General features: G+C 59.7%; 21 protein-coding genes and 1 pseudogene. 10 read left to right on the plus strand and 12 right to left on the minus strand.

Annotation, left to right across the window (positions count from 1 at the left end):
• Window positions 1–79 precede the first annotated feature (79 nt).
• Together JUI81_RS27720 and JUI81_RS27725 are read left to right on the plus strand one after the other, a co-directional pair.
• A complete protein-coding gene (locus tag JUI81_RS27720) occupies window positions 80–1,054 on the plus strand; it encodes a D-glycerate dehydrogenase (protein WP_204125445.1) in 975 nt (324 codons plus the stop codon).
• A gap of 139 nt (window positions 1,055–1,193) precedes the next feature.
• Window positions 1,194–1,703, plus strand: a complete 510-nt coding sequence (locus JUI81_RS27725; protein ID WP_028940318.1) for a DUF2165 family protein — start codon at window positions 1,194–1,196, stop codon at window positions 1,701–1,703.
• Between the two features lie 28 nt (window positions 1,704–1,731).
• Here JUI81_RS27725 and JUI81_RS27730 read toward each other — a convergent pair whose 3' ends face one another.
• Window positions 1,732–2,634, minus strand: coding sequence for a DMT family transporter (locus JUI81_RS27730; RefSeq protein WP_019581128.1), 903 nt, complete (start codon window positions 2,632–2,634; stop codon window positions 1,732–1,734).
• 138 nt (window positions 2,635–2,772) lie between these two features.
• Between JUI81_RS27730 and JUI81_RS27735 the strand changes: the two genes are divergently transcribed.
• Window positions 2,773–3,645: an AraC family transcriptional regulator gene (locus tag JUI81_RS27735; RefSeq protein ID WP_028940317.1), complete on the plus strand. Its 873-nt coding sequence runs from the start codon at window positions 2,773–2,775 to the stop codon at window positions 3,643–3,645.
• A gap of 133 nt (window positions 3,646–3,778) precedes the next feature.
• Window positions 3,779–4,258 carry a hypothetical protein gene (locus JUI81_RS27740; RefSeq protein ID WP_204125446.1) on the plus strand — a complete coding sequence of 160 codons (480 nt, stop codon included), beginning with the start codon at window positions 3,779–3,781 and terminating at the stop codon, window positions 4,256–4,258.
• A gap of 190 nt (window positions 4,259–4,448) precedes the next feature.
• Here the strand turns inward: JUI81_RS27740 and JUI81_RS27745 are convergent, their stop codons facing one another.
• Together JUI81_RS27745 and JUI81_RS27750 are read right to left on the minus strand one after the other, a co-directional pair.
• Complete coding sequence (locus JUI81_RS27745) at window positions 4,449–4,859, minus strand: HPF/RaiA family ribosome-associated protein (RefSeq protein WP_204125447.1); 411 nt, start codon at window positions 4,857–4,859, stop codon at window positions 4,449–4,451.
• 199 nt (window positions 4,860–5,058) lie between these two features.
• Window positions 5,059–6,021: a LysR substrate-binding domain-containing protein gene (locus JUI81_RS27750; protein ID WP_019581130.1), complete on the minus strand. Its 963-nt coding sequence runs from the start codon at window positions 6,019–6,021 to the stop codon at window positions 5,059–5,061.
• Window positions 6,022–6,156: 135 nt separating this feature from the next.
• Between JUI81_RS27750 and JUI81_RS27755 the strand changes: the two genes are divergently transcribed.
• From JUI81_RS27755 to JUI81_RS27765, 3 genes are all read left to right on the plus strand, one after another.
• Window positions 6,157–7,533: an L-serine ammonia-lyase gene (locus tag JUI81_RS27755; protein ID WP_019581131.1), complete on the plus strand. Its 1,377-nt coding sequence runs from the start codon at window positions 6,157–6,159 to the stop codon at window positions 7,531–7,533.
• Window positions 7,534–7,736: 203 nt separating this feature from the next.
• Window positions 7,737–9,038 (plus strand): serine/threonine transporter, encoded by a 1,302-nt coding sequence (locus JUI81_RS27760; protein ID WP_019581132.1) that lies wholly within the window; start codon window positions 7,737–7,739, stop codon window positions 9,036–9,038.
• Window positions 9,039–9,248: 210 nt separating this feature from the next.
• The gene (locus JUI81_RS27765) at window positions 9,249–9,566 is read left to right on the plus strand and encodes a DUF3509 domain-containing protein (protein WP_019581133.1); all 318 of its coding nucleotides are present in this window, start codon (window positions 9,249–9,251) and stop codon (window positions 9,564–9,566) included.
• Here JUI81_RS27765 and JUI81_RS27770 read toward each other — a convergent pair.
• The gene (locus JUI81_RS27770; protein WP_018927152.1) at window positions 9,563–10,063 is read right to left on the minus strand and encodes a phosphate-starvation-inducible protein PsiE; all 501 of its coding nucleotides are present in this window, start codon (window positions 10,061–10,063) and stop codon (window positions 9,563–9,565) included. The genes JUI81_RS27765 and JUI81_RS27770 overlap by 4 nt on opposite strands.
• Before the next feature lie 316 nt (window positions 10,064–10,379).
• Here JUI81_RS27770 and JUI81_RS27775 point away from each other — a divergent pair.
• A pseudogene (locus tag JUI81_RS27775) lies at window positions 10,380–10,619 on the plus strand (YebG family protein); the annotation flags it as partial.
• Window positions 10,620–10,792: 173 nt separating this feature from the next.
• Here JUI81_RS27775 and JUI81_RS27780 read toward each other — a convergent pair.
• From JUI81_RS27780 to JUI81_RS27795, 4 genes are all read right to left on the minus strand, one after another.
• Window positions 10,793–11,902: a dihydrolipoamide acetyltransferase family protein gene (locus JUI81_RS27780; protein WP_028940314.1), complete on the minus strand. Its 1,110-nt coding sequence runs from the start codon at window positions 11,900–11,902 to the stop codon at window positions 10,793–10,795.
• 40 nt (window positions 11,903–11,942) lie between these two features.
• Window positions 11,943–12,929, minus strand: a complete 987-nt coding sequence (locus JUI81_RS27785) for an alpha-ketoacid dehydrogenase subunit beta (protein ID WP_028940313.1) — start codon at window positions 12,927–12,929, stop codon at window positions 11,943–11,945.
• Window positions 12,922–14,016 (minus strand): pyruvate dehydrogenase (acetyl-transferring) E1 component subunit alpha, encoded by a 1,095-nt coding sequence (gene pdhA / locus JUI81_RS27790; protein ID WP_019581136.1) that lies wholly within the window; start codon window positions 14,014–14,016, stop codon window positions 12,922–12,924. The genes JUI81_RS27785 and pdhA overlap by 8 nt, the downstream gene beginning before the upstream one ends.
• Window positions 14,017–14,148: 132 nt before the next feature.
• The gene (locus JUI81_RS27795) at window positions 14,149–15,168 is read right to left on the minus strand and encodes a Glu/Leu/Phe/Val dehydrogenase dimerization domain-containing protein (RefSeq protein ID WP_018927157.1); all 1,020 of its coding nucleotides are present in this window, start codon (window positions 15,166–15,168) and stop codon (window positions 14,149–14,151) included.
• A gap of 183 nt (window positions 15,169–15,351) precedes the next feature.
• On the opposite strand from JUI81_RS27795, the gene JUI81_RS27800 reads away from it, so the two are divergent.
• Window positions 15,352–16,155, plus strand: coding sequence for a SirB1 family protein (locus JUI81_RS27800; protein ID WP_018927158.1), 804 nt, complete (start codon window positions 15,352–15,354; stop codon window positions 16,153–16,155).
• A 25-nt stretch (window positions 16,156–16,180) separates the two neighbouring features.
• On the opposite strand, the gene maiA is transcribed toward JUI81_RS27800, so the two are convergent.
• From maiA to hmgA, 3 genes are read right to left on the minus strand one after another with little or no spacing between them, the layout of a single operon-like run.
• Window positions 16,181–16,816, minus strand: coding sequence for a maleylacetoacetate isomerase (gene maiA, locus JUI81_RS27805; protein ID WP_018927159.1), 636 nt, complete (start codon window positions 16,814–16,816; stop codon window positions 16,181–16,183).
• A 12-nt stretch (window positions 16,817–16,828) separates the two neighbouring features.
• Complete coding sequence (gene fahA, locus JUI81_RS27810; RefSeq protein ID WP_204125448.1) at window positions 16,829–18,136, minus strand: fumarylacetoacetase; 1,308 nt, start codon at window positions 18,134–18,136, stop codon at window positions 16,829–16,831.
• A 3-nt stretch (window positions 18,137–18,139) separates the two neighbouring features.
• A complete protein-coding gene (gene hmgA / locus JUI81_RS27815) occupies window positions 18,140–19,444 on the minus strand; it encodes a homogentisate 1,2-dioxygenase (protein ID WP_019581140.1) in 1,305 nt (434 codons plus the stop codon).
• A gap of 163 nt (window positions 19,445–19,607) precedes the next feature.
• On the opposite strand from hmgA, the gene JUI81_RS27820 reads away from it, so the two are divergent.
• Entirely contained in the window at window positions 19,608–20,396 is a 789-nt protein-coding gene (locus JUI81_RS27820) for an IclR family transcriptional regulator (RefSeq protein WP_096479560.1), read from the plus strand.
• A 40-nt stretch (window positions 20,397–20,436) separates the two neighbouring features.
• On the opposite strand, the gene JUI81_RS27825 is transcribed toward JUI81_RS27820, so the two are convergent.
• Window positions 20,437–22,989 carry a LuxR C-terminal-related transcriptional regulator gene (locus tag JUI81_RS27825; RefSeq protein WP_204125463.1) on the minus strand — a complete coding sequence of 851 codons (2,553 nt, stop codon included), beginning with the start codon at window positions 22,987–22,989 and terminating at the stop codon, window positions 20,437–20,439.
• Window positions 22,990–23,006: the final 17 nt, after the last annotated feature.

Raw genomic sequence — 23,006 nt, forward strand, 5'->3', positions numbered from 1 at the left:
ATGGCGTACACCCTCGCATAATGTCCGCGAAGAATGTTAGCTTGCTTGGCAATCTCCACGCCCGACGAGCCCCTCTCCAATGAAAAAAACCGTCCTCGCCTTCAGCCGCATCACCCCGCCCATGATCGAACGCCTGCAACAGGATTTCGATGTGATTGTGCCGAACCCGAAAAACGGCGACATTGCCGCCCAGTTCAACGAAGCCCTACCCCACGCTCACGGCCTGATCGGCGTTGGCCGCAAACTCGGTCGCGCACAACTGGAAAACGCCAGCAAACTGGAAGTGGTCTCCAGCGTCTCCGTCGGCTACGACAACTACGACCTCGCCTATTTCAACGAACGCGGGATCATGCTCACCAACACCCCCGACGTACTCACCGAAAGCACCGCTGATCTGGCCTTCGCCCTGCTGATGAGCAGCGCCCGCCGCATCGCCGAGCTGGACGCCTGGACCAAGGCTGGCCAATGGCAAGCCACCGTCGGCGCACCGTTGTTCGGCAGCGATGTGCATGGCAAAACCTTAGGCATCGTCGGCATGGGCAACATTGGCGCGGCCATCGCCCGTCGTGGTCGACTGGGCTTCAACATGCCGGTCATCTACAGCGGCAACAGTCGCAAGACCGCACTGGAACAAGAACTCGGCGCACAGTTCCGTAGCCTGGATCAACTGCTGGCCGAAGCCGATTTCGTCTGCCTGGTGGTGCCGCTCAGCGAAAAAACCAGGCACCTGATCAGCCACCGTGAACTGGCGTTGATGAAACCGAGCGCCATTCTGGTGAACATCGCCCGCGGCCCGGTGGTGGACGAACCGGCGCTGGTCGAAGCGCTGCAAAACAACCGGATTCGTGGCGCCGGGCTGGACGTTTACGAGAAAGAACCACTGGCTGAATCACCGCTGTTCCAACTGAAAAACGCCGTGACCCTGCCGCATATCGGCTCGGCCACACACGAAACCCGCGAAGCGATGGCCAACCGTGCGCTGGCTAACTTGCGCAGTGCCTTGTTGGGTGAACGACCGCAGGATCTGGTGAACCCACAAGTGTGGAAAGGCTGATCAAAACGGGCAGGTGTTTTAAACGCCTGCCCTTTCAATACACAACTTGCAATTCAGTCTGCCGCCGAAAAACAGATACACGCTATAGACTCTCCACTACTTAGCTGCTTACGGAGCCTACTTATGGAGAACCCTCATATTGAACCACCTGACAACCGACCAGATCATCAGATACAGCAAAGTAATATTGATGGCGTATATCAGTTTTTTTGGCCTGCTGGTGATGTATAGCAACTTCACTGACTACGCAACAAACTATGAATATGTCGCTCACGTCCTAAGCATGGACACGACTCAAAACAACGAAAAAACCAGCTATCGGGCAATCACCTCTCCCCTGCTTCACCACCGTATCTACTGGCTCATCATTACCCTCGAAGTGACGTATACCGTTTATTGCCTAATGGGTACATATCAGCTTTTTCGGAATATTCACGCTTCAGCCAAAAAGTTTCACGAGGCTAAAAAATTCTCCATCATCGGCTTATTGATCGGTTTGTTTATTTATTACGTCTGCCTGCAAGTCGTGGGTGTCGAGTGGTTCAACATGGACAAATCACAAACATGGAACGCCAAAGACTGGGCTCGGCATATTGTTGACTTTATGTTGCCATTATTAATGTATGTGACGCTGAAGATCGAGCGCTGAGACAGACCGCGCTCGACCATTAATCAGCTCAAGCCAACTTACCGCTCGCCTGCACCATCGGTGCCTTGGGCTTACGAAACACCAGCACATTGCCCAACATCACCAGCACCAACCCCACCAATGCCGGCGCCGTCCATTGATAGCCCTCGGCAAACGCCGACACATTCAGCGCGACCACGGGGAACAACACGGTGCAATACGCCGCCCGCTCCGGCCCCATGCGCCCGACCAGCGTCAAGTAGGCGGTGAAGCCAATCACCGAGCCCGGTATCACCAGGTACAGCAACGAGCCGATGTAACGGGCGTTCCATTCCATGTCGAACGGGATGCCTTTGACCAGGCACCACACTGACAACATCGCCGCGCCATAAGCCATGCCCCAGGCATTGGTGGTCAGGGGTTTCAGGCCGGCCCTCTGCTGCAGACTCGACAGCATGTTGCCCGCCGAGAAGCACAAGGTTCCGAGCAACGCCAGAGCCAACCCGAGCAAGGTTTCCGGGCTGGCGGTATGACCGGCAAGCTCCGGCCAGAACAACAGACCAAGACCGAGCAAGCCCAGCGCGCCGCCCATCAGCACGTTGCGGGCGATTTTCTGGCCGAAGAACACCCGCGCATTGAAGGCGTTCCACAATGTTGCGGTGGAAAACACCACGGCGACCAGGCCGCTGGGGATCCATTGGCTGGCGGTGAGGAAGCACATGAAATTGATACAGAACAGGCACAGCCCCTGCGCCAGGCAAATCAGATGCCCGCGACGGTTCATCACTTGCAGGCGCCGGCTGAGCAGCAACATCACGAACAGCACCAGCGCGGCGAGACCGAAGCGATAGACGATCGACACTGGAATCGCCACCACGCCCAGTTGCCATTTCAAGGCAATCCAGGTGGTGCCCCAGATCAATACGGTCAGCAGGTATAACGAGAGGTTCATGGTGAAGACTCCTGAATAGGCCTTCAGTGTCCGGCGCGACACCCTTTTGCACTTGCATAAACTTGCGCTTTTGTCGGTCGGCAGGCTGGCAGGCCAGCGTCTACGGAGTAGGATGCAAGGCGTTGGAGAGAACCGATCATGGCCGCACTGGAAACGTTGCAAGTCTTTCAAGCCCTCAACCGCTCGCCCAATGCTCGCCTGGAGCACAGCGCCGAGCTCGGTGACGGCATGGCTGCGGCTTTGTGGAGCAACCACCATGACGCCCAGGACTACGAAGCGCCGAGCCATCACACTTTGTCGTGCTACATCGCCGGCGGTACCGGCACCTTTCGCCGCGACCAGCCCGGCACCAAGGGCGGCCCGGACAAGCTGTGCATTCTGCCGGCCGACCATCAGTCTGGCTGGGTGATCAACGGCGACATTCGCCTGGCCCACCTGTATTTCAGCCCCGAACAATTTGCCCTTGGTTGCGTCACGCTGCTGGATCGCGAGCCGCGGGAATTGCAGTTGCGCGAGCGCACGTTCCTCGAAGACCCGCAGCAAGTACGGCACTTTCGGCAGTTGATCACCCTCAACTGGGACGAACCCGGCGAACGCCTGCTCACCAGCAGCCTGGCCCACGAGATGCTCAGCCACGCCTTGCTCAGCCAGGTTGGTGTGCGTCAGGGCTTGCGCCTCAAGGGTGGATTGGCGGCGCATCAGCGGCGGCAGCTGGTGGAGTTCATCGACAGTCAGTTGGCGGAGGCGATCAGCCTTGGGCAATTGGCGAGCTTGTGCGCGCTGTCGGAATATCACTTTGCGCGGATGTTTCGTGTGAGCTTCGGCTTGCCGCCGCATCAGTATGTGTTGGCGCGGCGATTGAGCCGGGCTCGGGAGTTATTGCGCGCAACATCGCAGCCATTGGGGGAAATTGCGCTGGCGTGCGGTTTTGCCAGTGCCAGTCACTTTACCAATCGGTTTCGCCAGGCTTTGGGTGGGACGCCTGGCGAGTATCGTCAGGCATTTCGTTAGAACCCATTGCGCAATATACGCGCTCTCTTATTGCGAGACATTATTAAAATCACTAAACATCTGTCAGATTTGACAGTAGCCATATAAATACTGAAAGCGGATCATTTTTAACTCAATCTATGGAGAGATAAAAATGTCCGCAGGCATGCTTATTGAACTGAACTCCAAAATTCTGAAAAAAGGCCCCTTCGCATCCGGCACTGTGAAATCAACAATTGAAAGCCGCCCCGACTTTGAAAGCACCCAAGTTATTTTCAGGCGCATTTCAGACAGTGCAATCCAGATCATAGGAATAATGAACGGCAGACACTGGGAGTTTATTTTCAAGGACAATCTCACACTCGGGAAATATAATATTGGGGCTCCCGAAATCAACAATTTCATATATGTGCAAACAGTCCCACACGATCCTGATTATGATCACGTTTTTATCGCCGACCCTGGAAGTGGAGGAATAACAGTCATCAAGGTTGACTTTGTTAAGGGAGAGCTCGAGTTTGACTTTAAATGTACCGTAACACGGGAAGGTTTTCCCGGCACCACGACCAAAACAGAGGGCAAAGTCGCTGTTTCGGGCATGCAACAAACCCGTCAGCACCCCGTCCATAAGTAGTGATCGGCGCGCCTGTCACCAAAGCGACAGGGTTCCTCAAGCATTTAAATTCTGGCGATGGGACGTGCCCCCTCACCACAGCAAGCTCCTTTGCCACAGGGGACCGGTGGACACTGAAACAAGGAGGGGCCTGCAACGCAGGCCCCTTTTTTAGTTGGAAAGCAGTGGGAATATAGTGCCGCCTTAGACCTCAGCCATTGAGCGCAGCCTGTTCGTTCTCGAGAAACTCTTCTTCCAGCAGCACATCAGCATGTGCGCCCCTGTCGAACGGCACCACAGCGGCGCGTGGTTTGCCGCGTAATTTGCCAAACATATGCTCCAGCGCATGTTCAAGTTTTTCGGCTGCCCCGTCGATCGCCAGTTCCAGGGAGGCGGCTTTATGGGTAACGGAAATCGGTTGATGGCCTTTTGGCCGCGCTTCCAGCTGGCAGCGCATGTCATGGGGACCAGGCTTGTCGCCGTTCTCGTCCCGCAGATGGACCTCGACGCGGGTCAGGTCCTCTTCATAACGTTCGAGCGTGCTCTCAATGGTAGTACGTACCCACTCCTCCAGTCGTTTACTGCTTTGAATATGGTTATCGCTATTGACTTGGATTTGCATAGTTCTTCCCTTATTTCAGCTAGCTCGCAAGAGGCGCATCGGCTGGCCCTTGGGCGTCATCACCGCAACCTCTTGGTTACACAATCGGTGTGTGCGCGGAACATTTCAACCCCTAAAAAAAGATAAATATTCATACGCAAAAAAAGCCGGACAACGAGCAAAAGCGCTGTTAATGTCGGGAGTTGGGTCGGCCCTGTCCTCAGTCAAAAATGGTCACATCTGCCGCGCCCCCCAGCGGATGCAGGTCACGAAAAATCCCCGCCTCTTCCACCAGCCAGTCATGCACCGCGCGCACGCCCGGATGGCTCAGCGCACCCGGCGCGTAGAGCAGCACGTAGCGCTTGTGATTAGGCACCGCCAAGCCAAACGGCACGATCAGCGTACCCCGTTCCAGCTCATCGTTAAGCAGCGTTCGCCGCGCAATCGCCACGCCCATCCCGGCAATCGCCGCTTCGATGGTCAGGTGATTGCGGTTGAAGGTGTGCCCGCGCCGCACATCCGCGCCTTCGAAGCCGATGGCATTGAGGTAAAACTCCCATTCCGCGTACTCGTAGCTACCGCGCCACGCGGTGATGTCGTGCAACAACGGAAAGTGCATCAAGTCTGCCGGCCCGTGCAGCGGCGGACGTCCTCGCAACAGGCTCGGGGCGCACACCGGAAATATCTGCTCGTCGAGCAAGGCTGTGGATAACAATCCGGGATAGCTGCCGTCATTCAGATCGATCGCCAGGTCGAAATCTCCCTCGTGCAACGGCACGCTGCTGTCCTCCGCCACCAGGCGCAATTGAATGTCCGGGAAGCGCTGCTGCAAACGCGGCAAACGCGGGGTCAGCCATTTGCTCAGGAACGAGGGAATCGAACGCACCCGCAAAATCCCGCTGATCATTCCCGCATCCAGTCGTCGCAATTCTGCGTCGATGCTGCCGTAAGCCTCGTTGACCGTAATGGCCAGGCGCTGGCCTTGCGCACTCAATTCCACGCCACGAGCGCGACGGTGGAACAGGCGAAAACCCAGCCGCTCCTCCAGTTGCCGAATTTGCTGACTGACCGCACCCGGCGTGATGTGCAGTTCTTCGGCACAACGGGTGAACGACAGGTGCCGCGCGGCACAGGAAAACACGTGCAGCCAGACATAAGTCTGGGCGTGCAATTGACGACTCATCGTTTAGTCCTGCTAAAGGCTATCTTAGGAAGTTTCGTTGGTCACGTAGGACCGAGGTAGGCAGTATCGCCGACATTGCGCTTGGCCTACAAAAATGGCGGCGATTTCTCTTCCATTGCTTGTATAGGCTTTAGCATGGCTATCAGTGTTTTCGATCTCTTCAAAGTCGGCATCGGTCCGTCCAGTTCCCACACCGTCGGCCCGATGCGCGCTGCAGCGACCTTTGCCCAAGCACTGATTGACCAGAATTTACTGGCCGCCGTACGTCGGGTAGAAATCCGCCTTTACGGTTCGCTTTCAGCCACCGGCGTCGGCCATGCCACCGACCGCGCCTGTGTCATGGGCCTGATGGGCGAATGGCCGGATAGCATCGACCCGACCACCATCGATTCGCGCATCCAGCACCTGCGGGAAACCGGCAAGCTGTCCCTGGCCGGCAAAGCGACCATCGCCTTCAACTGGCAGCACGATCTCCTGCTGCTCGACGAGAGCCTGCCCTACCACCCTAACGCCATGTCCCTGACAGCCTTCGGCGAAACCGGTGAGCTGTTCGAGCAGACGTACTACTCGGTGGGCGGCGGTTTCATCATCGACGCGGCCGAAGCCGAGTCCGGCGTTGCGCCGGCCAGCGACGTCGTGCTGCCGTACGATTTTTCCAGCGCCGCCGAATTGCTCAAGCTCTGCAAACAGCACGGTCTGCGGGTGTCCGAATTGATGATGGCCAATGAATTGGCCTGGCGCAGCGAAGCCGAAGTCCGTCAGGGCCTGTTGCACATCTGGTCGGTAATGCGCGAGTGCGTCGAGCAAGGCTTGCGTCACGAAGGCATCCTTCCCGGCGGTCTGAATGTTCCGCGCCGCGCCGCGAAATTGCATCGCAGCCTGTTGGAAATCGGCAAACCGAACGTCATCAGCTCCACCCTGTCTGCCATGGAGTGGGTGAACCTGTTCGCCCTCGCCGTGAACGAAGAAAACGCCGCGGGCGGACGGATGGTCACCGCACCTACAAACGGGGCGGCGGGGATCATTCCGGCCGTGCTGCACTACTACATGAAATTCAACCCGGACGCGTCGGACGATGACGTCGTGGCGTTCTTTTTGGGCGCGGCCGCCGTAGGCATTCTCTGTAAGAAAAACGCCTCGATCTCTGGCGCAGAAGTCGGCTGCCAGGGTGAGGTCGGTTCCGCCTGTGCCATGGCCGCCGCCGGTTTGGCCGACGTGCTCGGCGCCACCCCGGAGCAACTGGAAAACGCCGCTGAAATCGGCCTGGAACACAACCTCGGCCTGACCTGCGACCCGGTCGGCGGTCTGGTGCAAGTGCCGTGCATCGAGCGCAACGCGATTGCCGCGGTGAAGGCGATCAACGCCACGCAAATGGCCCTGCGCGGTGACGGCAAACACTTCATTTCCCTGGACCGGGTGATCCGCACCATGCGCGATACCGGCGCCGATATGCACGACAAATACAAAGAAACTTCACGGGGCGGCCTGGCTGTCAGCTGGGTGGAATGCTGAGGAGCATCTCCTGACCGTCCCGGCAGGCCGTTTGAAACGTAGCGAGCGAAGACAAGACAAGGTAAAAACAGGCGAGGACGCGGAGTTTACTGGCTGTAAATGAGCATTCCGAGCCTGTTTTTAACGCAGGATTGTCGAGCGCAGTAGTTTCAAACGGTCTGCCCGCCGTGAGCCCGAGTAAAAACAATAACGAGGCGAAAACGATGACCGATGTACGTACACCTGCTGCCGATAATCCCGCTGTAGACCTCACACGCAGTAGCGAAATAACCCACAAAGGCTGGAGTAAACACGACACCACCTGGATGCTTGGCCTCTATGGCACAGCGATTGGCGCCGGCACGCTGTTTTTGCCGATCAACGCCGGCGTGGGTGGTTTCTGGCCGCTGCTGATCCTGGCAGTGCTGGCGTTTCCGATGACATTCTTTGCACACCGCGGCCTGACTCGTTTCGTGTTGTCCGGTCGTTCCGGGGACATCACTGAAGTGGTGGAAGAACACTTCGGCATCGGTGCCGGCAAGCTGATCACGCTGCTGTATTTCTTCGCGATTTTCCCGATTCTGCTGGTGTACAGCGTAGCGCTGACCAATACCCTGAGCAGCCTCATGGAGCACCAGTTGCACATGACGCCACCGCCTCGGGCGATCCTGTCACTGGGGTTGATTCTCGGCCTGATGGCCATCGTCCGTTGTGGTCAGGGCGTCATCGTCAAATGCATGAGTGTGCTGGTTTACCCGTTCGTCGCGGCATTGCTGCTACTGGGCATCAGCCTGATCCCGAACTGGAACGGCGCGTTCTTCGCCACCGCCAGCGAGGGCATGCCGTTGCCGCTGTTCTTCAAGACCTTGTGGCTGGCGATCCCGGTGATGGTGTTCTCGTTCAACCATTCGCCGATCATTTCCGCCTTCGCCGTCGATCAGAAGCAGCGTTACGGCAAGCAAGCCGAACGCAAAAGCAGCGGCATTCTGGCGATCGCTCACGCCATGATGGTCGTCACGGTGATGTTCTTTTGCTTCAGCTGCGTGCTGGCGTTGTCCCCGGCTGATTTGGCCGCGGCGAAGGCGCAGAACATTTCGATCCTGTCGTACCTGGCCAACCACTTCCAGACACCGGTCATCGCTTACGCCGCGCCGCTGATTGCGCTGGTGGCAATCACCAAATCCTTCCTGGGCCATTACATCGGCGCCAGCGAAGGCTTTCAGGGCCTGATCGTGAAAAGCCTGCGTGGCCGTGGTCGAGTCGTCTCTGCCGGCTGGCTGAACCGCCTCACTGCGCTGTTCATGATCCTCAGTTGCTGGGCCGTGGCGACCTTCAACCCGAGCATCCTGGGCATGATCGAAACCCTCGGCGGGCCGATCATCGCCTGCCTGTTGTTCCTGATGCCGATGTACGCCATCCGCCGCGTACCGGCCTTGCGCCAGTACTCGGGCCAGGCCTCCAACGTGTTCGTGGTGTTGGTCGGTCTGATTGCACTGTCTGCGATCATCTATTCATTTATGCCCTGAAACGGGCAGGCAAAAAGAAGGCGGGCCAGAGTGCCCGCCGTTTTTTTGCCGTAAACATTGTCCGACAGTTTTTCCGGCATGCCCCTTGCTATCTCCCTTGTGCGGCACGGAAGAAAGCGCATGAACATGGAAGGCCGGTGGTCTGGTATTGCGAACTAATCCCGATCATGGCCGTCAACAACTGCACGTTCAATCAGGCGGTGACGCATTATGGACAACCCTTTTCAGCTCATTACCGATGCTTTTGCAGCGGATTATCAAATCAACCTGAGCATCCAGGGCCTGGACGGCAGCATCATGCTGACCCTCTCCAACGCTGGCCGCGTGGTGGCCAAACGGATGATCAGCGCCGAACAACGCAATGACCCCAAGCGCCTCAAACGTCTGGTACAAAGCATTCAGTTCGGCATCGCCATCGAACAGGGTGAATGTGCCGTGGCCATCCTCGAAGCCATGACCGACGGCGACAACCGTAAGCTGCCGCCGCCACAGGCCAAAGCCCGGCCCCGACCTGAAATCGGGTTTTAAAGCTCGCCCTTCTCCACTTCGGGATGCTCACCGGAACCCGCACCGATCTTGCGCTGCGGGTGTTCGATCTTCACCGAAGGAAATTGCGACGAGGCGTAACGCACCACCAGAATCGAAAACGCCAGCAGCAGGATCCCGCCGCACAGGTAGATGATCCCCAGGTCCGGCGGATTGTGGTGCGAGACGTTGGAGATCAGCAGCCGTGTCAGCGCGGTGATCGCCACGTAGATCAGGAACCGCACCGGCATATGGTTGGTCTTGAAGTAAATCCCGACCATCGCCCCCAGTTCCAGGTAGATGAACAGCAACAGGATGTCATCGATCTTGATGTGCCCCTGTTCCAGCATCCCGATGAACTCCATGACCGCCGCCCAGGCAGTCACCGCACCGATGGCGAACAGCGCCAGGTAGTGGAAGGTCTCGACGAACAGGTTGCCCAGGGACTCGGCCAGTTGATGCACGTTCTGCCGCAGGTTCTCGGCCCAGTTGATTTTCACGATGATTGTTCCTTAGCTCGGTTCGAGCGGATGATGCGGGTTGGACGTGACGGTTGTTCTGCATGCAGAAAAAAGGCCAGGGGTTGCCTGCCACATGATGGCGAGGTGCTTTAAAACACGCTCCGTGGCGTTTGGTCGCAGGTCAACACCAAACCTGTAGCCGCGAATGGAGCGCCACCGTTCACCTGACAAACCCCGAATCCGGTCTACATTAAAAAGCCACTACCCAAAGCTCAGGGATTCGCTTATCCTTTTCGCTGTATATAGATACAGTAGTCGCAAAGACAACTAAATGTGAAGGCATGTGAGGTGGTGAATGGCCGTCGAAGTGGTATACCGCAGCAGCCGAGATCTGGAGCGCTTGTTCATGGATAAAGCCGAAGCTGACCGTCATGACAAAATGCTCGAACTGGCCGAATTGCTGGCTGAAGTGTTGCAAAAAGCCGTTCCGTCCCTGACCGAACAGCAAGTGGAAGAAGCCGGGATCTACATGGCGAAAAACCGCGATGTGTTCGCCAAGGCGTTCAAGAGCCAGCCGGACGCACTGTCCGAATTGCTCAACGTGCCGGCTGAAGTCGCTAAACCTGTTGAAGTGGCTGCACCTGTTGAAGTGGAGCAAGCTGAGCCGACCAAGCCAGCCAAAGCCGCCAAGACGCCGAAGTAAGCAATACCCGAATTGAATAGGCCCTGAGTCCAATGGCTCAGGGCCTTTTTCATGCCCGCACAAAATCAGGCGTCAGGTTGCTCCAGTGCGTCGACCAACGCCTTGAAAAACCGCGCCGCTTCGCCGCCGGTGACCACGCGGTGATCGAAGGTCAGGGACAGCGGCAGGATCGGATGCACCGCCACCGCCCCCTCGACCGCCACCGGTTCATCGCGGATCGCCCCGGCGGCGAGGATCGCCACTTGCGGCGGCACTACCACCGGGTTGGCGTAGCGACCGAACAAGGTGCCGAAATTCGACAGGGTCAGGGTCGCGCCCATCATCTCCTTGGGCGGAATCGAGCGCGCCTGCACATCAGCGCGCAGGCGCATCACACCTTCCTTTAAATCCGCCGACGTGCGATTGCCGACATCGCGCAGCACCGGCACGAACAAACCGTCCGGCGTATCCACGGCGATGCCCAGGTCGAGCCGTTCGTGTTGTTTGAGCGAAAGGGTTTTGCCATCGAAGCCGCTGTTGAGTACCGGCTCCACCGCACAGGCCGCTGCCATGGCTTTGGCCAGACGAATCAGTGGTTCTCGCGCCTGCCCCCAGCGATGCAGATCGGCATCGCCGAAAATCGTTACCGGCACCACTTCGGCATGGGACCTGGCCATGTTCAGCGCCATGCTGCGCCGCACACCGCGCAGCTTCTCACCGCCGAAACGCTCACGTTCCGTCTGGGCCGCATTTTCCACATCGCTGCGGGTGATCTGGCCGTCCTGGCCGGAGCCGATCAAGGCGCTCAATTCAACGCCCAGTTGTCGCGCCAATTGACGCACTGCCGGCGTGGCGCGGTTCGCCAGGTATTCGCGGGTCGATGGAGCGGCGCCGATAAAAAAGGCATCCTCCTGATTCGTGCCGCCGCCCTCAAGCCGTCCGACCACGGTGCCCGCGTCCGCTTCACCTTCGTAACCGAGCAACGGCTCACCCACATGCAGGATGTCGCCCTCGCCGCCGAAGGTTTTCGCCACCACGCCGTCGTAAGGCGCGGGAATGTCCACCAGCGCCTTGGCGGTTTCCACCGACACCAGCAATTGGTCAGCCTTGACGGTATCGCCGATCTTGACGTGCCAGCGGACGATTTCCGCCTCCTGCAAGCCTTCGCCCAGATCCGGCAGTTTGAAATATTTCATCGCAATCTCCTCGGCCTCTGGCGTTTCTTCAAGGGCTTCTTCAGGCGTGGCGCAACACGGTGTCACAGGCGTGAAGAATGTCCTCGACGCCAGGCATGTACAGCGATTCCAGTCGATACAGCGGTGGCGGAATGTCCGGCGCGGTGACTCGCTGGATCGGTGCCTGCAACTGTAGAAACACCCGTTCGTAGAGACTGGCGGCGATTTCCGCGCCGACCCCGCAGGAGCGCGGCGCCTCATGCACGATCACGCAGCGACCGGTCTTGCGCACCGAGGCCTCCATCGTGTCGAGGTCCAACGGTTTGATACTGGCGACATCGATCACTTCCGCCGAGATGCCCTGCTCGGCCAACGCCGTGGCAGCTTGCAGGGTTTCCATCACACTGGCGCCCCAACTGATCAAGGTGATGTCGCTGCCTTCGCGCAGGGTGAAGCAGCTGTCCAGCGGCAAGCGTTTACCGTCATCCAACAACGGTTGCGGGTTCATGCGATAGAGTCGGGTCGGTTCGAGAAAGATCACCGGGTCCGGGTCGTCGATGGCCGCGAGCAACAAACCATAGGCCCGGGCCGGCGAGGACGGGATCACCACCCGCAACCCCGGAATGTGCGCGAACAGTGCTTCGGTGCTTTCGCTGTGATGTTCCGGCGCACGAATCCCGGCGCCCATCGGCGAGCGCAGCACCATCGGGCAAGTGAGCCTCCCGCGCGTGCGATTGCGCATGCGACTGGCGTGGGACACCAGGTGCTCCATGGTGGCGTAGATAAACCCCATGAACTGGATTTCCACCACCGGTTTCAAGCCTTGGGCCGCCATGCCCACTGCCAGCCCGCTGATCATGGTTTCGGCCAGCGGCGAATCGATGACCCGCTTGAAACCAAAGCTGTCGCGCAGGCCCAGCGTGGCGCGAAACACGCCACCGTTCACCCCGACGTCTTCACCGAGGACGATAACGTTCTCGTCCTCGCGCATGGCCCGATGCAACGCCAGATTCACCGCCTCCAGCAGCGTTACCTTACCGTTACTCATGGCCCGAACCTCCCGTCCGGCGCGCCACTCGTTCGAGGAAGTCTTCACGCTGCTCGGCCAAGGCTGGCGGCCACTGGGCGTAGACATGATCGATCACTGATGCCGGCGCCTGCAGGCCCGCCGCTTCGAAGTTATCCACAGCAACCTGCACCAACCCCTGGCATTCGCTGATCAGCGCCTGCTCGCGACTTTCATCCCACACGCCCTGCCCGACCATGAAACGCTGCAGACGTTTGATCGGTTCTTCGAGCCAGGCTTGCTTGACTTCGTCCGCCGACCGGTAGCGTGTGGCATCGTCGGCCGTGGTGTGATCGCCGAGGCGATAACTCAGGCATTCGAGCAACACCGGGCCTTTGCCGTGGCGCGCCCGTTCGAGGGCCGCTTGCACGCGGTCATACACGGCGAGTATGTCATTGCCGTCGACTTGCTCGCCGTGGAACCCGGCGCCAATGGCTTTCTGCGCCAACGTGGGAGCGCCGCACTGAATGCGCCGCGGTACCGAGATCGCCCATTGGTTGTTGTTGACTATGAACACCACCGGCAACTGCCAGGCGCCAGCGACATTGAGGGCCTCGAGAAAATCACCTTTGCTGGTGCCGCCATCGCCGCAGGTGGTGACGGCGACCCGATGCTCGCCACGGATCTTGAATGCGCTGGCAACACCGCAGGCATGCAGGGCCTGGGTGGCGATCGGCACACAGATCGGGAAATCCTGCGCCACCGCCGGGTCGACAAAGTCGCTACCACGCTCATCGCCGCCCCAATACAACAGGATTTCTTCCATGCGCACACCACGCATCAGCTGCACGGCAGTGTCGCGGTAATACGGGATCAGCACGTCTTCGGCGTGCATCAGGCTGCCGACCGCAACGCCAATGGCTTCCTGGCCCAGGGTCGGCGCGTAGGTACCGATGCGCCCGGTGCGTTGCAGGGCGACCGCTTTCTGGTCAAAAAGGCGGGTCAGGACCATCTGCCGATACAAGCGCGTCAACAGATTGAAGTCGTCGGCCCAGGGAGGGAGATCGCAGAGCACCTGGCCGTCAGGGGATAAAAAACGGGTGTAGGGCAGCTCAACCTTGTGAAGCATCACAGGGCTCCTGGCACGCGGGGTCGGCGTGCGATTGTCAGGCCCGACGTTTGTGGCGCAGGGCTTGGGGAGCAAGTTGGCCGGATAAGCGCTCACTCCTTCATCGGTTCAAAACTTTTCACCGGTACAGCATCACCGGTACAACACTTTCTCCGCCAACTCATCCGCGACCCTGGCCGGAGAACGTTTTTCCGCCTGGGCATGGGCGAAGACTTCGGTCAGCCGTGAACTGATTTTCGACAGGTGCGCGGTGATGGTCGTCAGCTCTTCCCCACGGTGTTTGAGCGACACGTAGATCAGCCCGCCGGCGTTGATCACGTAATCCGGCGCATACAGAATGCCCCGGCGTTCCAGCTGATCGGCGACTTCCAGATGGGTCAGTTGATTGTTTGCCGAACCTGCGACCGCCGAGCAGCGCAGTTGCGTCACGCTGGTCCTGTTAAGCACACCGCCCAAGCCACAAGGCGCGAGAATGTCGCAAGGGGTGCTGAGCAGCGCTTCGTTGGCGATCGGATGAGCGCCCAACTGCTCCATGGCCAGTTGTACTTTGCCGTGATCGATGTCGCTGACCAGCAGCTCGGCGCCAGCCGCGTGCAGCTGTTCGGCCAGGGCATAACCAACATTGCCCAGGCCTTGAACGGCAATGCGCAGCCCTTCCAGATTATCGCTGCCCAAGCGGGCCATGGCGGTGCTGCGAATGCCGGCGAATACGCCCATGGCGGCATGCGGTGCTGGGTCCCCCGCAGCGGTGGTGCTGGTGACGAATTGCGTATGTTGGGCGATGCAGTCCATGTCCGCCACCGAGGTGCCGGCGTCGATGGCGGTGATGTAGCGACCGTCGAGCTGATTGATCCAGCGCCCGAACGCTTCGAATACAGCGGCGCGGTTTTCCACATGGGCCGGGCGAATAATCACCGCAACGCCACCGCCCTGAGCCAGGCCAGCCAGGGCCGCCTTGTAACTCATGCCTTGGGCGAGGCGCACGGCATCCTCGATCGCGGATTCATCGCTGGGGTAGGCAAGGTAACGACACCCGCCCAAGGCAGGTCCCAGGCGGCTGTTATGGATGGCAATCACCGCCTTCAACCCGGTGACCGGATCGACGCTCAGGTGCAGCGATTCAAGGCGAGTGCTTTGCATGAGAGCGAACATCGTAGGGCTCCCGAATCACTTCTTGTAGTCGCCAGTATAGGCTTGCGCACAAAAATTGCAGAAGCGCACAGGAATAAGCAGCGCGGCTTTAAAGGTTTTCGGACATAACCTGTTACGGCCTGTGTTCAGCACTGGACGAAAGCCTGCGACGGGGCTAAAACGAGGCATTCCCCGGAGATTTTGATGACCCCGCGCCAACGCTTTTTCGACTGTCTGCAACGATCACCGCCCGCGCTGTTCGAGGCGGCGTTGTGGATCGCCGCCGAACACGATAAAGAGCTGAATCCCGAAGCTGTGCTGGCGGACTTCAAGGACCTGCAACAGCGGGTCAGCTACGGATTGCCGATGCTGCCGGTAAATGAGTTGGCGCAACCGTTGTTGCGGCGCATGAATGACCTGGGGTTCGCCCAGGACGACTTCACGCCCTTGCGCCCGCAAGTGGCGTTGCTCCATAAAGTGCTGGAACGCCGGCGCGGTCAGCCATTGGCGCTGGGCCTGATTGCCCTGGAGCTGGCCAGAAGACTGGAAATCCCCATGGTCGGGGTCAACTTCCCCGGGCATTTCCTGCTGCGGGTGCAAGGCGCCGATCACCTGCTCGACCCGTGCGGCGGGCGCCGGCTGTACCCCAACGATTGCCGTGAATTGCTGCAACGCCAGTACGGCCCGAACATGCAGCTCAGCGCCGAGCATTTGCAGACCGCCGAACCTGCGCAGATGCTGCAACGGCTGTCACGCAACCTGCGCCAGTTGTACCTCACGAACGATGACTACATCGACGCCCTGATCGACGCCGAGCGCGTGCTGGAGCTGGGCAACGCCAACGCCTCCGACTACCTGGCCCGGGCCAGCCTCTATCAACGGCTGGATTGCCCGAATGCCGAGCGTTTTGACCTGGAACACGCGCTGCTGCTCTGCGACGACCCGATCCAGCGGATTCGCCTGACCGAACGGTTGGGGCACTTGCCGCCCAACGCCATCGTCCACTGATCCCACAGGGGTCAATGTGAAGCCATCAAGGGGTATCGGGCTGGTTCGCCGGATGCGCCTTGATGAACGCCGGATGTTGCGCCGCCAACGCTGCCACTCGACGAATACGCGGGTAGGCGTCCAGTGAAATATTGAAACGCTCGGCCGCATACAGCTGCGGGATCAGGTAAACGTCCGCCAGCCCCGGTTGATCGCCGAAGCAATAACCGGCGTCACCGATCAACTGCTCCACCGTCGCCAACCCTTGACTGATCCAGTGACCGATCCACTCGACCACTTGCGGCTCATCGTGCCCCAACTGCCGCAGCTTATTGAGCACGCTGACGTTGTGCAGTGGGTGAACGTCGCAGCCGATCACCGCCGCCACTCCACGCTCGTGGGCGCGGGCGGCGAGGTCTTTGGACAGCAGCGGCACCTGTGGATAACGTTCCTCCAGGTACTCGATGATCGCCGGTGACTGGATCAGCAATTCGCCTTCATCGGTGCGCAAGGCCGGCACCCGGCCTTGCGGGTTGATGCCCAGATACGCCGGCTGGCGATGTTCGCCCCCCTGCGGCGCGATCAGGTTGACCGGCAGTGCCTGGTAATCCAGCCCCTTCAACGCCAGCGCAATGCGTACCCGGAAAGACGAGGTCGAACGGTAATAGGTATAGAGTTCCATGGGCCGATCCTCTTAGCGCGCCGGCAGCACTTTGCCGCGGCACTCGCCGAAACCGATGGAAGCAAAACCCTCACGGCTGCAACGTCCCCGCAGGATGATTTCGTCGCCATCCTCGAGGAATTTACGCACCTCACCCGAGGCCAGTTCGATCGGCTTTTTACCGCCCTCGGTGATTTCCAGCAGGCTGCCGAACTGACCGCTTTCAGGGCCGGACAACGTGCCCGAACCGAACAGGTCGCCGGCCTGCAACTGGCAGCCGTTGACGCTGTGATGCGCCACCATCTGCGCAACGGTCCAGTACATGTGTTGGGTGTTGCTGAGGGTCAGGCGATGGGCCGGCAGATTCTGTTCGCGCATCGATTCGGTCAGCAGCAGCACTTCGAGTTCGATGTCGAAGGCACCGGCCGCCTGATCACGTTTGTCGAACAGGTAAGGCAGCGGCTGCGGGTCGCCTTCCGGGCGCGCCGGCTGCGCACGACGGAACGGTTCCAGCGCTTCGGCCGTCACCACCCACGGCGAAATGCTGGTGATGAAACTCTTGGACAGGAACGGCCCCAGCGGCTGGTATTCCCAGGCCTGGATATCCCGCGCCGACCAGTCGTTGAGCAGGCAGAAACCGGCGATGTGATCGGCGGCGTCACCGATGGCGATCGAGTCACCCATGGCATTGCCCGGACCGATCCAGATACCCAGTTCCAGTTCGTAATCCAGGCGTGCGCACGGGCCAAACGTCGGCTCGATCTGGCCGGCCGGCAGGGTCTGGCCTTTCGGACGCCGCACGTCGGTGCCGGACGGGCGAATGGTCGAGGCGCGGCCGTGATAACCGATCGGCACGTACTTGTAGTTCGGCAGCAACGGGTTATCCGGGCGAAACAGTTTGCCGACATTCTGCGCGTGCTCGATGCCGACGTAGAAGTCGGTGTAGTCGTTGATCTTCGCCGGCAGGTGCATCTGGCAATCCGCCGCCAGCGGCAGCAGTTTAGCGCCCTGGGCTTCGATCTTGCCGTGCAGGGTGCTGCCTTCCTTGAACAACTCGATCAAGCGTTCACGCAGGGCGACGCGAGCCTCGCGACCCAGCTCGAAAAATGCATTCAACTGGCCGCCACGGGTGGCTTCGACGGCGGTCCGCGCGGCACCGTCGTCGAACAGCCCGGCATCGAGTGCCGCTCCCAGATCAAAGATATGGTCGCCGATCGCCACGCCACTGCGCGGCGCTCCGCCCTTTACGCTGAACACACCCAACGGCAGGTTTTGCAGCGGGAAATCCGCGTGGCCGTTGGCGGAGGCAACCCAGCTACGAGTGATGGAAGTCTGAGTCATGGGTTATCTCCGGGTCGGGTCGAAAGTGGCGGGCAACGAGGCCCAGCAGGCGTCGTAATCGTTTTGCAGCTGTGGGCAATCCAGGGCGAACCGGCTCGGGCGCAGCACCTGGCTGGTCTCGAACATGAAAGCCATGGTGTTGTCGATTTTAGCCGGCGCCAGTTCAGCGTTGATCGCCTTGGTGCAGGTCTCGCCATCGGGGCCGTGAGCACTCATGCAGCTGTGCAACGAGGCGCCGCCCGGCACGAAACCTTCGGCTTTGGCATCGTACTCGCCCTTGATCAGGCCCATGTATTCGTTCATCAGGTTGCGGTGGAACCACGGCGGACGGAAGGTTTTCTCGGCCACCATCCAGCGTGGCGGGAAGATCACGAAGTCGAGGTTGGCCAGACCGTGCACGCTGGTCGGCGAGGTCAGGACGGTGAAAATCGACGGATCCGGGTGATCGAAACTCACCGTGCCAATGGTGTTGAAGCGACGCAGGTCATATTTGTACGGCACGTTATTGCCGTGCCAGGCGACCACGTTCAGCGGCGAATGATCGAGCTCGCAGCCCCACAATTGGCCGAGGAATTTCTGCACCAGGGTGGTCGGTTGCTTGAGGTTTTCGTAATGCGCCACCGGGGTCAGGAAGTCGCGAGGGTTGGCCAGACCGTTGCTGCCGATCGGCCCCAGGTCCGGCAGGCGCAGTGGCGCGCCGTGGTTTTCGGCCACATAGCCCCGCGCTTGCGGATCGAGCAGTTCGATGCGGAATTTCAGCCCGCGAGGCAACACGGCGATTTCCAGCGGCTCCAGTTCCAGCACGCCCAGTTCGGTGGCGATGCGCAGGCGGCCCAGTTCCGGTACCAACAGCAGTTCGCCGTCGGCGTTGAAGAACACCCGCTCCATGGAACGGTTGGCGCGGTAGTTGTAGATGCTGATCCCGGCCGGTTTATCCGCGCCCGAATTGGCGGCCATGCTCACCAGCCCGTCGATGAAATCGGTGGGCTCGGTCGGAATGTCCAAGGGGTTCCAGCGCAGGCGATTGGGGGTCACTTCACCCAACGGACCACCGGCCAGTTGCCGATCCAGTTTGACGAATGCCGGGTGATTGGCCGACGGCTGAATGCGGTACATCCAGGTCCGGCGTGCTTCGCTGCGGGCCATGGTGAACGCAGTGCCGGAGAACAGCTCGGTGTACAGGCCGTAAGGGGCTTTTTGCGGGGAGTTCTGGCCGACGGGCAGTGCGCCGGGCAACGCTTCGCTGCTGAATTCGTTGCCAAAGCCTGACTGATAAGCCAGCGCTGGCGCCGTTGAATCGAGGTTCATGGAGCCTCCTGAACGGGAGTAGGCAATGGCCAGTTGCTCTGCGATGAGGTCTTGGCACGCCCGGGTTATTTTTATCGTAATTCAATTACGCATAACGTAATTTGATTGGTATTGACCGTCAAGCTATAAAGACGCCCATTCGTCCCGGGATCACACCGCCTCCATGACCAGCGAAAGCAACGGTAAACAGAAAGTCCGCTCGGCCGAAGTCGGCACCGACATCCTCAAGGCCCTCGCCGAGCTGTCGCCCTCGACCTCGTTGTCGCGCTTGGCCGAACACGTGCAGATGCCGGCGAGCAAGGTTCACCGTTATCTACAGGCGTTGATCGCCAGCGGTTTTGCCGAGCAGAACGCGGCCACCAACCATTACGGCCTCGGTCGTGAAGCGCTTAGGGTCGGCCTGGCTGCCCTGAACAGTATGGACGTGCTGAAAGTCGCCGCCCTGCCCTTGGCCGAACTGCGCGACGATCTGAACGAAACCTGTTTTTTGGCGGTGTGGGGTAATCAGGGCGCGACGGTGGTGCACATCGAGCCGGCGGTGCGAGCGGTGACGGTGGTCACGCAATTGGGCTCGGTGTTGCCGTTGCTCAGTTCGTCGACAGGGCTGGTGTTCAGTGCCTACCTGCCACATCGGGAAACCGATGAATTGCGCGAACAGGAAATCACTGTCGATGCCCATCCCCTGGCCGACGAAAAAGCCTATGCCACCCTATGCGAACAGATCCGCGAACGCGGTTTGCATCATGTGCACGGTTTGCTGATGCCCGGCGTGGATGCGTTGTCGGCTCCGGTGTTCAACGCTGTCGGCCAGGTGGCGGCAGTGATGACTATCGTCGGCCCAACCTCGTTGTTCCACGCTGACGAAAACGGCCCGGCGGCACAGCGCTTGCTGGCGGCGACCCGGGCCGTGAGTTGGCGGATGGGGTATCAGCCACCCGCCCTGGCCGATTGATCGTTATCAGAAGCCGAACCCATACAAAGAAAACCCAACACTAACCGAGCATCCCCAACAACTTTGCCTGAGCAACCGCCTGAGTTCTTCGCTCCACCCCCAACTTCACATTAATTCTCCGCGCATGGGTTTTAACGGTGTGCAATGAAATAAATAGAAGATCGGCAATCTGTTGATTGGAATTACCCTGCGCCACTAACTTCAATACTTCTATTTCACGCAGACTCAATTGACTTTGTGGGAAGGTCTCCCCATTCAAAGGGGTTCCCGTTGTGGCAAGACGGATTGCGCCAAGTAATTCAGGCTGGCGTAGTTGCAAATCGCACAAGACTTGTTGGAGGTTGCAGCGCTCAACCAGGGCCAATCCGTCCTGCAACGACTGCTGAGCAGAAGGGTCGTCGGTCAACCAGGCCACTTCGGCCATGACCAAATGCAACTGTGCTTGTAGTCGCGACATGCCTCGCTGTCGCGCCCATTGCAACTGGGCCTCGAGCCGGGCTAACGGCGCTTGGGCCAGTCCTAGATGAACCTCGGCCAGTATCAACAGGTATTCCAGAACCGGTATCAGCTCTAGTGTCGCTGGCGGTGCCTGCCGCACGGGGGAGCCATGATAATGACGGAGCACCCGACTCAAGGCTTCGCAGGCCAACTCGGGGCGCCCCTGCTGCAACCAGATATGGCTGCTGATTTGCAGCAGTACACCCCGATAAACCGTTTCGGGAATCTGCCGCTGCTGCATCAATCGTTCGGCGTCGCGCAGATGAACAAACGCCGCCGCATAATCTCGATGATTGGCCGCCAGTTGCGCCAGACCGAGAAACCCATACAGCACGCGCTTGTCATGGTTGTGCAAGCAATCGTCCAGCCCCGTCTGAAAGAGTTCGGCGGCGTGTTCGTCTGCCCCCAGACTCATGGCCAGCCGCCCACGACGCAACGCAATTCGTCCCAGCAAGGGAGCAGGTCGGTCCGAACGCTGACTGAGCAGTTCATTGATGTCACACAGCAGGCTTTCGGCCCGTAACGCCGCGCCCCGTTGCTCCAGCAACTGCGCATGATCGAGTTCCATCAAGCCCTCGAACACCAGCGAACCTTGCGCCCGCGCCAGGCACAAGGCCTCACGGTTATGGGCTTGTGCGACGTCGAGTTCGCCCCTTAACAACGCCTGTTGCGTCAGCCCCGACAAACACATCAACCGCGCCGTCCAACAGTCGGGATCGAGTGCGCTCAACGCGTCAAGAAAGTGCGCGCGAGAAGGCTCCATGCGCCCCTGCAAATGCAGTAGCCAACCCTGCAGGGACTGCCAGCGGGCAATCAATCGACGCTGAAGCACGGCCGAGGGTTGCGGCGTGAAATGCGCCAAACGAGCGATGCAGGTGGTCGCCTGTTCGAAACGTCCGGCGAACAACAAGGCGGCGGTAGTCAATCCGACCAACTGCGGACTGCCCAGTGTCAGTTCCTCGCCTTGCTGCTCGTGCAAACGCAACAACAGCACCACCGTCTGCTCCTCGAACAACTGCTCGAAACTGAAGTGCTGCAACAGGCTGACCGCCACTTCGTATTCCTCGGCGAGCAATGCTTGTTCGAAGGCTGATTTCCAGTCCTGCTCGGCGCAGAACCACTGGCAGGCCCGCCGATGCCAGGAGCGTCCGGCCGGCCATTGCTCATCGCGCAGCAATTGGGTGAACGGGGTGAACACCTGCAGCCAGTCGGTGGAGTCGCGCCAGGGTTCGATAAAACAACCCAGTGCTTGCAAGGTCCTCAGGTACTGCGCGCCCTCCCCGGCCCCAAACAGGTGATCACACAGTCGGGCATTGAAGCGTGGCAAGTGGGCCAGCACGCGCCAGGCCTCGCTCAACTCAGGCGTCAGCGAGCTGAACAACTCGTGCTCCAGATAATCGAGCAAGGTGTCCGCCCGTCCCTGGAGGTTGTCCTGACGCGACCAGTCGCACTTCTGCAACAGCGCGATCCGCACACCGGCACACCAGCCGCCGGTGCGCTGGATGACCCGACTGGCCACCTTGTTGGCCTGATCCGGCACCCAGGGACGCAACAGCTGCTCCACTTCACCTGAAGTAAAAGCCAGCGAAGCGCTCTCGCATTCGTACAATTCATCATCAAGCAACAGCCGTGGCCAGTTGCATTGCGGCCGGCGACGAGTGCCGAGCCACCAGGTCAGCATCGGGCTGCTGATCGCCAACATACGATCCAGCAACGAGTCCAGCTCCGGGTTCGGCAGACGGCAGTAGTCATCGAGGAACAGCCAGGTCGGCGTCTGCAATCGCGCCAGATTGCTCAGCAATTCGGTTTCACCCGACGAGGTTAACCCCAGCACCTGTGCCAGACGATGACGAAAATCGGCCGCGCTCGACACCACGCCAGACAAGGGCAGCCAATGCACCCGGCACTGGGATGGCGCCCGCAACAGGCACTCGGCGAGCAGCGCACTCTTGCCGCTGCCGGCGGGAGCGCAGAGTAATTTCACCCGGGCCGTTGAGGTCAGTAGCTGCTCGGTCAAGCGAGCCCGCGACAGGTGATGAGAGGACAGGCGGGGCAGGAATCCAGAACGGTCCAGACACGGGGTCATGGCGGTCATTGCGGTCATTGCAGCGT

Source organism: Pseudomonas sp. 008 (assembly GCF_016861935.1).
In the GTDB taxonomy this organism is placed as follows: Bacteria; Pseudomonadota; Gammaproteobacteria; order Pseudomonadales; family Pseudomonadaceae; genus Aquipseudomonas.

What these genes read in the sequence shown, in the direction of transcription:
- JUI81_RS27720 (WP_204125445.1), top strand. Translation starts at nt 80, where the DNA reads ATGAAAAAAACCGTCCTCGCCTTCAGCCGCATCACCCCGCCCATGATC.
- JUI81_RS27730 (WP_019581128.1), bottom strand. Translation starts at nt 2,634, where the DNA reads ATGAACCTCTCGTTATACCTGCTGACCGTATTGATCTGGGGCACCACC.
- JUI81_RS27735 (WP_028940317.1), top strand. Translation starts at nt 2,773, where the DNA reads ATGGCCGCACTGGAAACGTTGCAAGTCTTTCAAGCCCTCAACCGCTCG.
- JUI81_RS27740 (WP_204125446.1), top strand. Translation starts at nt 3,779, where the DNA reads ATGTCCGCAGGCATGCTTATTGAACTGAACTCCAAAATTCTGAAAAAA.
- JUI81_RS27745 (WP_204125447.1), bottom strand. Translation starts at nt 4,859, where the DNA reads ATGCAAATCCAAGTCAATAGCGATAACCATATTCAAAGCAGTAAACGA.
- JUI81_RS27750 (WP_019581130.1), bottom strand. Translation starts at nt 6,021, where the DNA reads ATGAGTCGTCAATTGCACGCCCAGACTTATGTCTGGCTGCACGTGTTT.
- JUI81_RS27755 (WP_019581131.1), top strand. Translation starts at nt 6,157, where the DNA reads ATGGCTATCAGTGTTTTCGATCTCTTCAAAGTCGGCATCGGTCCGTCC.
- JUI81_RS27760 (WP_019581132.1), top strand. Translation starts at nt 7,737, where the DNA reads ATGACCGATGTACGTACACCTGCTGCCGATAATCCCGCTGTAGACCTC.
- JUI81_RS27765 (WP_019581133.1), top strand. Translation starts at nt 9,249, where the DNA reads ATGGACAACCCTTTTCAGCTCATTACCGATGCTTTTGCAGCGGATTAT.
- JUI81_RS27780 (WP_028940314.1), bottom strand. Translation starts at nt 11,902, where the DNA reads ATGAAATATTTCAAACTGCCGGATCTGGGCGAAGGCTTGCAGGAGGCG.
- JUI81_RS27785 (WP_028940313.1), bottom strand. Translation starts at nt 12,929, where the DNA reads ATGAGTAACGGTAAGGTAACGCTGCTGGAGGCGGTGAATCTGGCGTTG.
- pdhA (WP_019581136.1), bottom strand. Translation starts at nt 14,016, where the DNA reads ATGCTTCACAAGGTTGAGCTGCCCTACACCCGTTTTTTATCCCCTGAC.
- JUI81_RS27795 (WP_018927157.1), bottom strand. Translation starts at nt 15,168, where the DNA reads ATGTTCGCTCTCATGCAAAGCACTCGCCTTGAATCGCTGCACCTGAGC.
- JUI81_RS27800 (WP_018927158.1), top strand. Translation starts at nt 15,352, where the DNA reads ATGACCCCGCGCCAACGCTTTTTCGACTGTCTGCAACGATCACCGCCC.
- maiA (WP_018927159.1), bottom strand. Translation starts at nt 16,816, where the DNA reads ATGGAACTCTATACCTATTACCGTTCGACCTCGTCTTTCCGGGTACGC.
- fahA (WP_204125448.1), bottom strand. Translation starts at nt 18,136, where the DNA reads ATGACTCAGACTTCCATCACTCGTAGCTGGGTTGCCTCCGCCAACGGC.
- hmgA (WP_019581140.1), bottom strand. Translation starts at nt 19,444, where the DNA reads ATGAACCTCGATTCAACGGCGCCAGCGCTGGCTTATCAGTCAGGCTTT.
- JUI81_RS27820 (WP_096479560.1), top strand. Translation starts at nt 19,608, where the DNA reads ATGACCAGCGAAAGCAACGGTAAACAGAAAGTCCGCTCGGCCGAAGTC.
- JUI81_RS27825 (WP_204125463.1), bottom strand. Translation starts at nt 22,989, where the DNA reads ATGACCGCCATGACCCCGTGTCTGGACCGTTCTGGATTCCTGCCCCGC.